The organism is Micromonospora coriariae (assembly GCF_900091455.1).
In the GTDB taxonomy this organism is placed as follows: domain Bacteria; phylum Actinomycetota; class Actinomycetes; order Mycobacteriales; family Micromonosporaceae; genus Micromonospora; species Micromonospora coriariae.
Genome location: NZ_LT607412.1, coordinates 4,639,931 through 4,652,040 on the forward strand (window position 1 = coordinate 4,639,931; position 12,110 = coordinate 4,652,040).

Consider the following 12,110-nt stretch of genomic DNA (forward strand, 5'->3'; position numbering starts at 1 on the left):
TCAGTCGCGGGCGGCCACCGGCTCGGGCGGCACGGGGGTGTCCGCCGCGTTCTCGCCCGTGATTCGGCCGGGCCACCAGAAGCGGTCGCCGAGCACGAACGCCAGCGCCGGCACCAGGACGGTGCGGACCAGCAGGGTGTCCAGCAGGACGCCGATGCAGACGATGATGCCGATCTGGGTCAGCGTGATCAGGGGCAGCACCCCGAGCACGGCGAAGACCGCCGCGAGCAGCACGCCGGCGCTGGTGATCACGCCGCCGGTGACCCGCAGCGCGGAGAGCATCCCCTCCCGGGTGCCGGCGCTGCGGGCGTCCTCGCGGGCCCGGGTGACCAGGAAGATGTTGTAGTCCACACCGAGCGCCACCAGGAACACGAAGGCGAGCAGCAGCACACCGCTGTCCAGTGCGGGGAAGCCCAGCACGTGGTCGAAGAGCAGCCACGCCGCGCCGAGGCTGGCGAAGAACGACGCGATCACGGTGAGCACCAGCAGCACCGGCGCGACCAGACCCCGTAGCAGCAGGACGAGCACCGCGCCGACCAGCAGCAGGATGATCGGCAGGATCAGCCGCAGGTCCCGGTCGTTGGCGTCCTCCGAGTCGTAGGTGCCGGCCACCGTGCCGCCGACGATCGCCCCGGACGGCGCGTCGGCGCCGTCGACCGCGGGCGGAGCGGAGTCGGGGACCGCGGCGACCGCGTCGCGCAGCGCCTCGATCGTGCGGTCGGACGCGGTGGTCCCCGGTTCGGGCTCCAGCACCACGTCGACCTGTGCGATGCCCTGGCCCGCGTCCCCGGGGCGGGCCGAGGCGACCCCGGGAACGGCGGCGGCGACGTCGGTGACGGTCCGCACCGCCGCCGGGGTGGTGAGCACGGCGACCGGCTGCGTGGTGCCGGCGGGGAAGGCCCGGGCCAGGGTCTGCGCACCGGTCACCGCCTCGGGTTGGGCCCGGAACCGCTCGGTCTCGGACAGGCCGGTGCGGATCCCGAGCCCGCCCAGCGCGAGGGCGGCGAGCAGGAGCGTGGCCAGCACCGCGACCGGTACCGGACGGCGTTGCACGGCGGCGCCGAGCCGGCCCCAGAGCCGGCCCTCGCGGATCGCGCCGCCGACCCGGGGTACGAACGGCCAGAACAGGCCGCGCCCGAAGAGCACCAGCACGGCGGGGAGCACGAACAGCGCCGAGAGCACGGCGAAGACCACCCCGGTGGCGCAGGCCACGGCCAGCGCCCGGTTGGTTTCCTGCTCGCTGAGCAGCAGGGTGAGGACGCCGAGCACCACTGTCCCGCCGCTGGCCAGGATGGGCTCGGCCGTACGGCGCAGCGCGGCGCGCATCGCCGCGTACCGGTCCTCCTCGCGGCGCAGCTCCTCCCGGTAGCGGGCGATGAGCAGCAGGGCGTAGTCGGTGGCGGCGCCGAAGACCAGCACGCTGGCGATCCCGGTGACCTGGCCCGGCTGGAGGTGGATGCCGACGGCCGGCACGATCGTGTCCACCGCGCGCAGGGTGAGCTGCTCGGTCGCCGCGACGACGACCAGCGGCACGATCCACAGGAACGGGCTGCGGTAGGTGATCAGCAGCAGCACCGCGACCACGGCGGCGGTCACCGCGAGCAGGGTGACGTCAGCGCCCTCGAAGACCGAGGCGAGGTCGGCGGTGAAGGCGGGGGCGCCGGTGACCTCGACGGCGAGCTCGTCGGGCAGGTTGGCCAGCGCGGCGCGGAGCTGGGCGATCGTCTCGGTCACCTCGTCCTGTCCACCGACGGTGCTGAGCGGCACGGCGACCAGCGCGACCGTCCCGTCCGGGGACAGCTGCGGGGGGCTGACCCGCCCGCCCACAGCGAAGCGAACCAGGTCCGCGGAGCGGCCGGCGACGGCGGCCCGGTCGGCCTCGGTCAGCGCGCCGCCGTCACCGCGGCTGACCACCACGATGGCCGGCTGGACCCCGCTGGACGGCAGCTGGTCCTGCAACCGCTGCACCTGAGTCGACTGCCACCGTGCGGACAGGCCGGTGGCGGAGACCGGCGCCGGGTTGTCCGGCCGGGGCAGCCCGAAGACGGCCGCGCCGACGACGATCGCAGCGGCCACGGTGAGCCAGGCGGCCAACCGGCCGCGGGCGACTCTGGTGAAGGCAGACATCAGGGGAACCTCAGGGCCTCTCGATCGGAGAGTATCTTGATAGCCGAGATTATCGGCGGCTGTTCTATGCTGCAACCCGAGGGACCGACGACGGGAAGAAGCGGCGCGAGGTGGTGACTCACGGCATGTACCGGCGGCGCGACACGCGCCGGGAGCAGCTGGTCGCGGAGATCACCAACAACCTGCGGCGGTACGCGGTGGACGCCCAGCAGGTCGGCCACGCCTTCGCCAACCTGCACGGTCTCAACCCGACCGACCTGAACGCACTGCTCGCGGTGATGGACGCCGAGATCCTCGGGGACCCGATCACCCCCGGCCGCCTCGGTGAGCAACTCAACCTCTCCTCCGGCTCGGTCACCGCCCTGATCGACCGGCTGGAGCGAGCCGGCCACATTCGCCGGGACCGGGACACCGTCGACCGGCGCAAGGTGCTGCTGCACTACGCCGACCAGGGAGCCGCCCTGGCCATGGAGTTCTTCCAGCCGCTGGGCGCCCGCACCGACTCGGTGATGGCCGAGTTCGGCGAGGACGAGCTGGAGGTGGTGCACCGGTTCATGGCGCGGATGAGCGAATCGCTGCGCGCGCACCGCGACGCCGTGCGCGCCGCCCGGCCCGAGTCGACCCGCCGCCCGACGGGCTGACCCGTGCCGGACCGGCTCCTCGCCCGTCTCGCCGGTGCCGCGCTGCGGCTTCCCGCGACCCGCCCCGGCCCGGTGCGGGTCACCCGCGACATCCCGGTCCGGGTCCGCGACGGCGTGGTGCTGCGCACCGACCACTACGCCCCAGGCGTCCGGGACGCGCCCACCGTCCTGATCCGCACCCCGTACGGGCGGGGTGGACCGCTGCGGCTGCTCGGCCGGCTGCTCGCCGCCCGCGGGCGGCACGCCGTGATCCAGTCCTGCCGGGGCACCGGCGGCTCCGGGGGGACGTTCGCTCCGCTGGTGCACGAACGCGACGACGGCGTGGACACCCTGGACTGGCTGCGCCGCCAACCCTGGTGGTCCGGGGCGCTCGGCATGTTCGGGGTCAGCTACCAGGGCTTCGCGCAGTGGGCGCTGGCCGCCGACGCCGGCGACGATCTGCAAGCGATGGTCGCGGTGGTGACCGCCTCGGCCACCCGGGACTCGACGTACGCGGGGGAGTCGTTCGCCCTGGACACCGTGCTGACCTGGGCGGAGCTGCTGCACGCGCAGACCGTGCCGTGGCTGGCCCGGCAGCGGGAACTCAAGCGCGGGCAGCCCCGGCTGGCCGCCGCGCTGGAGCACCTGCCCCTGGTCGAGGCGGACCGGGTGGCCACCGGTGTGACAATCCCGTTCTTCCAGGAGTGGCTGCGCCACCACACCCCGGACGCCGAGTACTGGCGGACCCGGGTCTTCGCCGACCGGGTGGCCCGGCTGCGCGCGCCGGTGATCATGGTCAGTGGCTGGCACGACATCTTCCTGCCCGCCCAGCTCGACGACTACGCCACCCTGCGCGCCGGCGGCGCCCGTCCGCGCCTGGTGATCGGCCCCTGGACGCATGGCAGCCCCGGCCTGTTCGTGGCCGCCCTGCGGGAGGGGTTGGCCTGGCTCGACGAGCACCTGACCGGGGCGGCTCAGGCGGGCGAGCGGCCCCGCCGCGCCGGGCGGTCCGGCTCAGGCCCGGTGCGGCTGTACGTCGGCGGCGCCGGCGGCGGCTGGCGGGACCTGCCGGACTGGCCGCCGCCGGCCGTCGACACCGCCTGGCACCTGCATCCCGGTGGCGAGCTGGCGGTGCGCCCGCCGGTCCCCTCGCCGGCGGACGAGTTCCGGTACGACCCGGCCGACCCCACCCCTTCGCTCGGCGGGCCACTGCTGGTGGCGCAGCGGGCCGGCCCGGTGGACAACCGGAGCGTCGAGGCCCGCCCCGACGTGCTGACGTACACCAGCGCCGCGCTGACCCGGCCGATCGAGGTGATGGGCCCGGTGCGGGCCGAGATCCACGTCCGCGGTGAACTCGCGCACCTGGACGTCTTCGTCCGACTGTGCGATGTGGACCTTCGAGGTCGTTCGTGGAACGTGTGCGACGGTCTGGTCCGGGTCGCGCCCGGGCGCTTCCCGGCCGACCCGTCCGGGGTGCGCCGGGTCCCGGTGCCGCTCTGGCCGACGGCGTACCGGTTCGCCGCCGGGCACCGGCTGCGGGTGCAGGTCGCCGGTGGCGCCCATCCCCACTGGGCGCGCAACCCGGGCACCGGCGAACCCCTCGGTACGGCGGTGACTCTGCGTGCCGGATGGCGGCAGGTTCTGCACGAGCCCGCGTACCCCTCGGCACTGCGGTTACCGATCGTCCACTCTGGCGCCTAGCGATCTCCAAGGTGAACAGATCGCCTCTGAGCTGGGCATTAGCGGTTGACGCGGGCTATCGTTGGGTCAACGCCCGGCGCTGTGCACCAGTAGGCCGGGCTCGTCCGTAGTCCCGCACCGCGTACACGGTGTCACGTCGCGCCCGGCCCCCCGCCCATCGGAAAGGGGGACCCCATGACCCGGGCCCCGGCGAACCTGTTGGCCGTGCGCACCCTGCTGCTGGCCCACCTCGACAACGCCCCCGGGCCGGACGATCTGGAGCCGGCGGAGGTCGGCATCGTCGGCGATCCGGCGCACCGCGGCGGCTACCACTGCGGATCGGACCGGGTCGTCACCAACGACTACTCGGTGGTGGAGTCACCCCGGGACCGGGCCGGCCTGACCCTGGACGCGGCCGCGTTTGACGTCGGCGGCTTCGAGGTCCGCGTCGGTGGCCGGACGCACACCCTGCCCAGCTTCTCGCTCTGGTGCGTCGGGCAGTGCGTCGCGAACGCGGCCGACACCCGGGACATCCGCGAGATCATCTACAGCCCCGACGGAAACACGGTGCGGCGGTGGGACCGGCTCGGCAAGCGCAGCAGCGGCGACAGCTCGCACCGCTGGCACACCCACTTCAGCTTCTTCCGTGACGCCATCAAGGCGGGCCGCGACCAGCGGCCGATGTTCCGCCGCTATCTCAGCTCCATCGGACTCCTGGAGGAGAACGACATGACCGAAGCCGAAATCATCGCCGCGCTGCGGAAGGGCGTCACCAGCGACCCGGTCATCCGCGAGGTCCTACGGCGGGCGCCGTGGGAGTTCCTGCCCGCCGACCACGGCGGCAAGACGTCCGCGCACGCCATCGTGCTGAACGGACTACCCGCCCAACTGGAGGCGCTCGGCAACCGGGACTTCACCGACGAGCCGGCGATCATCCAGGGCGTGCTGGCCGGGCTGACCCCGGAGAAGATCGCTGCGGCCATCCCGCCCAGCATGGCCAAGCAGGTCGCCGACGAGTTGGCCCGCCGGCTGGTCGCCTGAGCCTGGGCGGACCACCCATTCCGCAACAGCGGTTACGCAATAGTTGTTGCGTAACCGCTGTTGCGGATGGCAGGCTGGGCGGCATGCAGAACCCCGACGTACGCCAGGTCACCGACTCACGGGTGCTGGCCGCCATGGCCCACCCGCTGCGCCGGCGGCTGATGGACGTGCTCAAGGTGCACGGCCCCTCGACGGTCGGCATGCTCGCCGAGCGCACCGACCAGGCGCCCGCGAACGTCAGCCACCACCTCAAGGTGCTCGCCGCCGGCGAACTGGTCGCCGAGGCCCCCGAGCTGGCCCGGGACCGGCGCGAGCGGTGGTGGCGGCTGACCACCCGGTCGGTGCGCTGGTCCACCACCGACTTCGCTGCCGACCCGGCCACCCGCGCCGTCGCCGACGCCGCCATGTCGCTCGACCTCGACCGGCACGTCGCCCTGGCCAGGGCATGGCATGCCGCGGACGACGCGGCCCAGGCCGCCTGGGACGACGCTCCCTTCTCGACCGACAAGTGGCTGCACCTCACCCCCGACGAGCTGACCGAGCTGAGCCGCGAGGTGATCGACCTGCTGACCCGCTGGGCCGACCGGGAGACGCCCGACGACGGGCGCGAGCGCCAGCCGGTCTTCGTGTTCGCCCACGGCGTCCCGGCCCGTCCGTGACCGCGGCCGTTCACACCGGTCCGAGCCCGGTCCAGCCGAGCGGCGGACTGCTGCGGCACCGCGACTTCCGGCTGCTCTGGGCCGGTCAGGCGGTCAGCAGCGTCGGCAGCAACGTCACCACTGTCGCGCTGCCGCTGGTCGCGGTGGCCGTGCTCGACGCCGGCACCTTCCAGGTGGCGGTGCTCACCGCCGCGGCCTGGCTGCCGTGGCTGCTGATCGGCCTGCCGGCCGGCGCGTGGGTCGACCGGCTGCCGCGCCGGCCGGTGATGGTCGCCTGCGACCTGCTCTGCGCGGTGGCCTTCCTCAGCGTTCCGCTGGCCGCCGCACTGGACCGGCTCACCGTCTGGCACCTGCTGCTGGTCGCGCTCGGCGCGGGCACCGCGCGGGTCTTCTTCGAGACCGCCGACCAGGTGTACCTGCCGGTGCTGCTCCGCGCCGAGCAGTTGCCCGAGGGCAACGCGAAGCTGCAGGCGACCCAGACCGTGAGCTACGTCGTCGGGCCCGGCCTCGCCGGTCTGATCGCCCAGCTCACCGGGGCGGTCGCCGCGCTGCTGCTGGACGCGGTCACGTTCCTGCTCTCCGCGGCCTGCCTGCTACGGATCCGCACCGCCGAACCACGTACCCCGCGGACCGACCGGTCCCCGTCGTTGCGCCGGGACATCGCCGAAGGGCTGCGCTTCGTCATCCGTGACCCGTACCTGCGGGTGCTCACGGTCTTCGGCGCCGCCAGCAACATCGGGCTGATCGGCTACCAGGCCGTCCTGGTGGTGTTCCTGGTTCGCGAGCTGCGGCTCGCGCCCGGCCTGGTGGGCGTCCTGGTCGCGGTGATGAGCGCCGGGGGGATCCTCGGCGCGCTGCTGGCCACGGCTCTGGCCCGGCGTTGCGGCACCGCGCGGGCACTGCTGCTCGGCGCGGCCCTCACCGGGCCGCCCGCGCTGCTCATCCCGCTGGCCGCGCCCGGTGCCGGGCTGGTCTGGCCGGCCCTTGGCGGGGTGCTGATCGGCCTCGGTGTGGCCATCGGCAACGTGGTCAAGGGCAGCTTCCGACAGACGTACACCCCGCACCACCTGCTCGGCCGGGTGACCGTGAGCATGCAGCTGCTCAACTACGGCACCATCCCGCTGGCGGCCGTGCTGGCCGGTGCCCTCGGCGCGCGCTACGGCGTCGGGACCGCGATCGGGGTGATGACCGCCTGGTTGGCGCTCACCCCGTTGATTCTGTTGATCGGGCCGCTCCGGCGGCGGCGGGACCTGCCCGCCGCCCCGGCGGCGTCTTGAGTGCGCTGCGACGGCGGCCGGAGACCGGCCGCCGTCACCGGCACGGAGCTACATCGGGCGGACGTTGTCCGCCTGCGGACCCTTCTGCCCCTGGGTCACCTCGAACTCGACCTTCTGGCCCTCGTTGAGCTCCCGGTAGCCGCTCGAGGCAATGGCGGAGTAGTGGACGAACACGTCCGGCCCTCCACCGTCCTGCTCGATGAAACCGAAGCCCTTTTCCGAGTTGAACCACTTAACCGTGCCGGTTGCCATGCATCTCTCCCTGTTCAAAGCGGCTGACCCTCGGCCTGTGGCCGATGATCGCCCGTACCTGTCCGACAGTAACGGTCGAAACGCGGATCCGCCGGCCGAAGTGCCGTAGGTCTTCGAGTGAAGTCGGGTGAACTCTGCGTGCCGGCACGCGAAACCCGCCCCGGCGGCCCTCCGCTGCGGCATGCTTGCGCCGATGAGGGGTGCCGCAGCCGCCGCGCTGTCCGAGTTGGAGCGCGAGATCGACGCGCCCGGCGCCGGCCTGGACCGGCTCCGGCTGGTGCCCACCCCGTTCGTGCCGGAGGTGCGGCTGCACCTGGCCGAGGACGCGATCGTCTGGTGGGCCCGGATGGAGGCGGCCGTCGGGCACGCCCTGCCGCCGCCGTACTGGGCCTCCGCCTGGGCCGGGGGCCAGGCCCTCGCCCGTCACCTGCTGGACCATCCGGAACTCGTCGCCGGCCAGCGGGTGCTCGACCTCGCCGCCGGGTCGGGGCTGGTGGCCATCGCCGCCGCGCTGGCCGGCGCGGCGACGGTGGTCGCCAACGACATCGACCCGTACGCCGTCGCCGCCGTCACAGTCAACGCGCGGGCCAACCGCGTCGCCGTCGACGCCACCGGCGACGACCTGCTCGACAGCGCCGACGCGAAGGCGGACCTGGTCCTCGCCGGCGACGTCTTCTACAGCCGCACGATGGCCGACCGGATGCTGCCGTTCCTCCAACGGGCCGCCGCCGGCGGCGCCGAGGTGCTGGTCGGCGATCCCGGCCGGGGCCACCTGCCGACAGACCGGTTGACGGTGCTGGCCGACTATCCGGTGCCCACCACCGAGCCCTCGGTCGACTCGTCGCTGCGCCGGGTGCAGGTGCTGCGACCCGCCTGAGGCCGGGGGCCGTCTCAGGGGCGACCCCGAGGTGGATACCAGGGGTCGCTGGGGGATGCGACCGGATGTCCACGGTGGTGCGGTGGCCATAGCGTACGGGGCATGACGCAATGGCTGGCTCAGGTCGGGGAACTACCCATCCTGCTGCTGATGGGCACGCTCGGGCTGGTCATGCTCTTCGACGCCGTACCGCTGCTGGGCGTCCTGGTTCCCGGTGACGTGGCGATCCTGGCCGCGGTCGGGGTGGGCCGCCCGGCCACCGGGCTCGCCACCTTCACCGCGGTGCTGGTCGGCTGCCTGGCCGGTTGGTCGTTGAGCTTCCTGGTCGGCCGCCGGTACGGGGAGCGGCTGCGACGCAGTCGGGTCGGCGACTGGATCGGCGAGGCGCGCTGGACGGCGGCGGAGGGTCTGCTGCGTCGCGGTGGGGGCCGGATGGTGGTGGTCGCGCCGTTCCTGCCGGTGTTCAACGCGCTGCTGCCGCTGGCCGCCGGCGGGCTGCGGATGTCGTACCGGCGGTTCCTCGGCTGCGCGGCGCTCGGCGCGACGGCCTGGGCCGGTCTCTACCTGGCGCTGGGCACCGCGTCCCGCTCGCTGGCCGGGCTGCTGCCGGGAGAGTCCAGCCCGCTGCTGGTCACCATGGGTGTCGGGCTGCTGCTGACCGCCGTGGTGCTGCTGGGCACCCGGCGCCGGCTGCGCGCGGTCACCGGGGCGCCGACGCCCTGACCGGGTCGGCCCGACGGCGGGTGCGGGGGTGCGCCCGCGCGGTCGGGTGGGTGGTGCGGGGCCGGCCGGGGGGCCGGCCCCGCCTGGCTCACCAGCCGCGGGCGCGCCACTGGGGCAGGGCCGGCCGTTCCGCGCCGAGCGTGCTGTCCTTGCCGTGACCGGGATAGAACCACGTCTCGTCCGGCAGCTGGTCGAACAGCTTGTGCTCGACGTCGTCGATCAGCGCCGCGAAGCGCTCCGGGTCCTGGTCCGTGTTACCAACCCCACCCGGGAAGAGGCTGTCCCCGGTGAAGAGGTGCGGAGTGCCGGCCGGGTCGCGGTAGAGCAGCGCGATCGAGCCCGGGGTGTGCCCCTTGATGTGGATGACCTCCAGCGCGCAGTCGCCGACCGGCACTGTGTCGCCGTCCGCGAGCCGCTCCGCCTCGATCGGCAGCCCGGCCGCGTCGTCGGCGTGCACCAGCGGACGGGCGCCGGTCTTGGCGACCACCTCCTCCAGCGCCACCCAGTGGTCCATGTGCTGGTGGGTGGTCACCACGGCGGTCAGCCCGCCGTCGCCGATCAGGTCCAGCAGGCGGGGCGCCTCGTTGGCGGCGTCGATCAGCACCTGCTCGCCGGTGGACGTGCAGCGCAGCAGGTAGGCGTTGTTGTCCATCGGACCCACCGACAGCTTGCTGATGGTGAGCCCGCTCAGGTCCCGCACCGCCGGCGCCTCGCCGGGGGTGACGTCTCCGCTGTAGGTCATGTTGTGTCTATATCCATTCCGGTGGAGTAGGCAGGAGGCCGTCGGGAGTGACGGCGAGCGCGCCGCCGCCGTCCCGGCCGATCAGCCAGGCGGCGAGGTCGGGGGCGGGACCGGCGACGACCGGTGCGCCCGCGCGCTCGCCGATCACCAGTTCGTGTCGGCTGCCGTCGAAGCGCAACACCATCGACGGCGGCGCCGGCCGGTCGCCGTGGTGCGCGGCCACGTCATGCAGCAGCCGGTGTGCGAACGCCTCCGACCAGTCCGCGGGCCGGTAGTCGGCGGCCAGGTCGAGGTGGTGCACCTCGATCTCGCGCAGCCGGCCCCAGACGAGCAGCGCCGCTGGCCACGGGCCCCGGCGGGTCTGCACAGTCGCCGCCCACGCCTCGACCGGCATGGCCGCGACCGCCTCGGTGAAGCGGTCCGCGGTACGCCGCAGGTCGTCCAGATGCTCGCCCGGTGGGCGGCCCGCGCCGGCTTCGATGTCCGTCGTGCGTGCCTCCGGCGAGGCGTACATCGGCAGCGGTTCGCCGGTGCGGGCCGCGGTGAGCAGGTTGACGAAGCCGTCGGCGTTGCGCGCCAGGTGCGCCAGCACGTGGCCGCGCGTCCAGCCCGGCAGTAGCGACGCGGCCGCCAGATCCGCGCCGTCGAAGGAGGCCGCGGTACGCAGGAGTCGACTGGTCGCGTCGTCCACCTCGCCCGTCAGCAGGAGCGGATCGGTGGTCACGCGTCGACCCTAGCGGTCCGCCGTCGCGGCGTCGCCGGGGAAATCGCTTTCGGCGCGTCGGCGCGCGCCCTACCGTCAGCGGCATACGCGGCACCGGGACGTCGGACGGAGGTGATGACCATGCCGGACGTGGCACGCGTGTTCCGCCATCACCAACTTCGACACCGATGAGGATGCCATGACGATCGATCTGACCGCCCTCGGCTGGGACGCCGAACGGGCGGCGTACGCCGGGCGACGCGGCGACCGGCACCCGGGCCGGGTGGCCCGGGTGGACCGGGGGGTCTGCACAGTGCTCACCGAGGCCGGCCCGGTGCGGGCCAGCCTGGGTGGGGCGGTGCTGGCCACCGCCGTTCGGGACCCCTCCGCGCTGCCCTGTGCGGGCGACTGGGTGCTGCTCGCGCACTGGCCGGACCGCCGCACCACCGTGGAGACGGTGCTGCCCCGGCGGGCCGCGCTGATCCGCCGTACCGCGGGCAAGGACGCCAGCGGCCAGGTGCTGGCCGCCAACCTCGACGCCGCGGCCGTGGTGGAGCCGGTGCACCCGGAGCCGGACGTCGGCCGGATCGAGCGGCTGCTCTCCCTGGCCCACGAGTCCGGTGCCCGGCCACTGGTCGTGCTGACCAAGGCCGACCTCGCGGCCGACCCGGACGCGCTGGCCCGCCAGCTGGCCGCGGTCGCCCCCGGTGTGCCGGTGCTGCCGGTCAGCGCCGAGGGTGGCCTCGGCCTGGAACCGCTGCGCGCCGAGGTGGCGCCGGGCCGCACCCTCGGCCTGCTCGGGCCGTCCGGCGCCGGCAAGTCGAGCCTGGTCAACGCGCTCGCCGGCGCGGTGCTGATGCCGACCCAGGCGATCCGGCGGGTCGACGGCAAGGGCCGGCACACCACCACCTGGCGGGCACTGGTGCCGATCCCCGGCGGCGGCGCGGTGATCGACACGCCCGGCGTGCGGGCGGTCGGCCTGCTGGACGGCGTGGCCGGTCTCGACCGGGCGTTCGCCGACATCGCCGGGCTGGCCGAGGGCTGCCGGTACGCCGACTGCGGGCACGACGGCGAGCCGGCCTGCGCGGTCCGCGACGCGCTGGTCACCGGGGAGCTCTCCACCCGCCGCTGGGAGAGCTGGCGACGGCTGCAGGGGGAGGTGGCCCAGGAGAGCCGGCGGCGGGAGGCGCGGCTGGCCGCGGAGCGGCGTGGCGGGTGGCGGTCCGCCCGGCGTCGGGCGACCCGGCCGCCGTTGCCCGGGGGTTGGTGACCGGCCGGCCGGCCGACCGGGCTGAGCTGGGGGAATGTGCGGGCGGGGGAAACTGTCATACCTCGGGGCTAGAGTTGCCGAGGCGAGTTTTCCGCGCCCGCACGACCGCTCAGACCCTGCCAGAGCGGGACACATCCTT

12 protein-coding genes are annotated in these 12,110 nt (G+C 74.2%); 8 read left to right on the forward strand and 4 right to left on the reverse strand.

The features are described from left to right. The gene (locus tag GA0070607_RS21690; RefSeq protein WP_089019837.1) at nt 1–2,127 is read right to left on the reverse strand and encodes an MMPL family transporter; all 2,127 of its coding nucleotides are present in this window, start codon (nt 2,125–2,127) and stop codon (nt 1–3) included. 125 nt (nt 2,128–2,252) lie between these two features. Between GA0070607_RS21690 and GA0070607_RS21695 the strand changes: the two genes are divergently transcribed. The 5 genes from GA0070607_RS21695 (at nt 2,253) to GA0070607_RS21715 (ending at nt 7,404) form a co-directional block, all read left to right on the forward strand. Then, nucleotides 2,253–2,768 carry a MarR family winged helix-turn-helix transcriptional regulator gene (locus GA0070607_RS21695; protein ID WP_089019838.1) on the forward strand — a complete coding sequence of 172 codons (516 nt, stop codon included), beginning with the start codon at nt 2,253–2,255 and terminating at the stop codon, nt 2,766–2,768. A gap of 3 nt (nt 2,769–2,771) precedes the next feature. Beyond that, nucleotides 2,772–4,448 (forward strand): CocE/NonD family hydrolase, encoded by a 1,677-nt coding sequence (locus tag GA0070607_RS21700; RefSeq protein WP_089019839.1) that lies wholly within the window; start codon nt 2,772–2,774, stop codon nt 4,446–4,448. A gap of 174 nt (nt 4,449–4,622) precedes the next feature. Continuing rightward, the gene (locus tag GA0070607_RS21705; protein WP_089019840.1) at nt 4,623–5,468 is read left to right on the forward strand and encodes a hypothetical protein; all 846 of its coding nucleotides are present in this window, start codon (nt 4,623–4,625) and stop codon (nt 5,466–5,468) included. Between the two features lie 83 nt (nt 5,469–5,551). Then, nucleotides 5,552–6,127 (forward strand): ArsR/SmtB family transcription factor, encoded by a 576-nt coding sequence (locus GA0070607_RS21710; protein ID WP_089019841.1) that lies wholly within the window; start codon nt 5,552–5,554, stop codon nt 6,125–6,127. After that, nucleotides 6,124–7,404, forward strand: coding sequence for an MFS transporter (locus tag GA0070607_RS21715; RefSeq protein WP_089019842.1), 1,281 nt, complete (start codon nt 6,124–6,126; stop codon nt 7,402–7,404). The genes GA0070607_RS21710 and GA0070607_RS21715 overlap by 4 nt, the downstream gene beginning before the upstream one ends. A 48-nt stretch (nt 7,405–7,452) precedes the next feature. Here the strand turns inward: GA0070607_RS21715 and GA0070607_RS21720 are convergent, their stop codons facing one another. Beyond that, nucleotides 7,453–7,656 carry a cold-shock protein gene (locus GA0070607_RS21720; RefSeq protein ID WP_007462771.1) on the reverse strand — a complete coding sequence of 68 codons (204 nt, stop codon included), beginning with the start codon at nt 7,654–7,656 and terminating at the stop codon, nt 7,453–7,455. A gap of 181 nt (nt 7,657–7,837) precedes the next feature. On the opposite strand from GA0070607_RS21720, the gene GA0070607_RS21725 reads away from it, so the two are divergent. Then, nucleotides 7,838–8,533, forward strand: a complete 696-nt coding sequence (locus tag GA0070607_RS21725) for a class I SAM-dependent methyltransferase (protein WP_089019843.1) — start codon at nt 7,838–7,840, stop codon at nt 8,531–8,533. Between the two features lie 102 nt (nt 8,534–8,635). Continuing rightward, the gene (locus tag GA0070607_RS21730) at nt 8,636–9,256 is read left to right on the forward strand and encodes a DedA family protein (RefSeq protein ID WP_089019844.1); all 621 of its coding nucleotides are present in this window, start codon (nt 8,636–8,638) and stop codon (nt 9,254–9,256) included. An 88-nt stretch (nt 9,257–9,344) separates the two neighbouring features. Here the strand turns inward: GA0070607_RS21730 and GA0070607_RS21735 are convergent, their stop codons facing one another. Together GA0070607_RS21735 and GA0070607_RS21740 are read right to left on the reverse strand one after the other, a co-directional pair. Further along, on the reverse strand, nt 9,345–9,998 hold the full coding sequence (locus GA0070607_RS21735) for an MBL fold metallo-hydrolase (protein ID WP_089019845.1): 654 nt from the start codon (nt 9,996–9,998) through the stop codon (nt 9,345–9,347). A gap of 7 nt (nt 9,999–10,005) precedes the next feature. Then, a complete protein-coding gene (locus GA0070607_RS21740; protein WP_089019846.1) occupies nt 10,006–10,722 on the reverse strand; it encodes a maleylpyruvate isomerase family mycothiol-dependent enzyme in 717 nt (238 codons plus the stop codon). A 178-nt stretch (nt 10,723–10,900) separates the two neighbouring features. On the opposite strand from GA0070607_RS21740, the gene rsgA reads away from it, so the two are divergent. Beyond that, entirely contained in the window at nt 10,901–11,971 is a 1,071-nt protein-coding gene (gene rsgA / locus GA0070607_RS21745; protein ID WP_089019847.1) for a ribosome small subunit-dependent GTPase A, read from the forward strand. The last annotated feature ends 139 nt before the right edge of the window (nt 11,972–12,110 follow it).

What these genes read in the sequence shown, in the direction of transcription:
- GA0070607_RS21690 (WP_089019837.1), bottom strand. Translation starts at nt 2,127, where the DNA reads ATGTCTGCCTTCACCAGAGTCGCCCGCGGCCGGTTGGCCGCCTGGCTC.
- GA0070607_RS21695 (WP_089019838.1), top strand. Translation starts at nt 2,253, where the DNA reads ATGTACCGGCGGCGCGACACGCGCCGGGAGCAGCTGGTCGCGGAGATC.
- GA0070607_RS21705 (WP_089019840.1), top strand. Translation starts at nt 4,623, where the DNA reads ATGACCCGGGCCCCGGCGAACCTGTTGGCCGTGCGCACCCTGCTGCTG.
- GA0070607_RS21710 (WP_089019841.1), top strand. Translation starts at nt 5,552, where the DNA reads ATGCAGAACCCCGACGTACGCCAGGTCACCGACTCACGGGTGCTGGCC.
- GA0070607_RS21720 (WP_007462771.1), bottom strand. Translation starts at nt 7,656, where the DNA reads ATGGCAACCGGCACGGTTAAGTGGTTCAACTCGGAAAAGGGCTTCGGT.
- GA0070607_RS21725 (WP_089019843.1), top strand. Translation starts at nt 7,838, where the DNA reads ATGCTTGCGCCGATGAGGGGTGCCGCAGCCGCCGCGCTGTCCGAGTTG.
- GA0070607_RS21730 (WP_089019844.1), top strand. Translation starts at nt 8,636, where the DNA reads ATGACGCAATGGCTGGCTCAGGTCGGGGAACTACCCATCCTGCTGCTG.
- GA0070607_RS21735 (WP_089019845.1), bottom strand. Translation starts at nt 9,998, where the DNA reads ATGACCTACAGCGGAGACGTCACCCCCGGCGAGGCGCCGGCGGTGCGG.
- rsgA (WP_089019847.1), top strand. Translation starts at nt 10,901, where the DNA reads ATGACGATCGATCTGACCGCCCTCGGCTGGGACGCCGAACGGGCGGCG.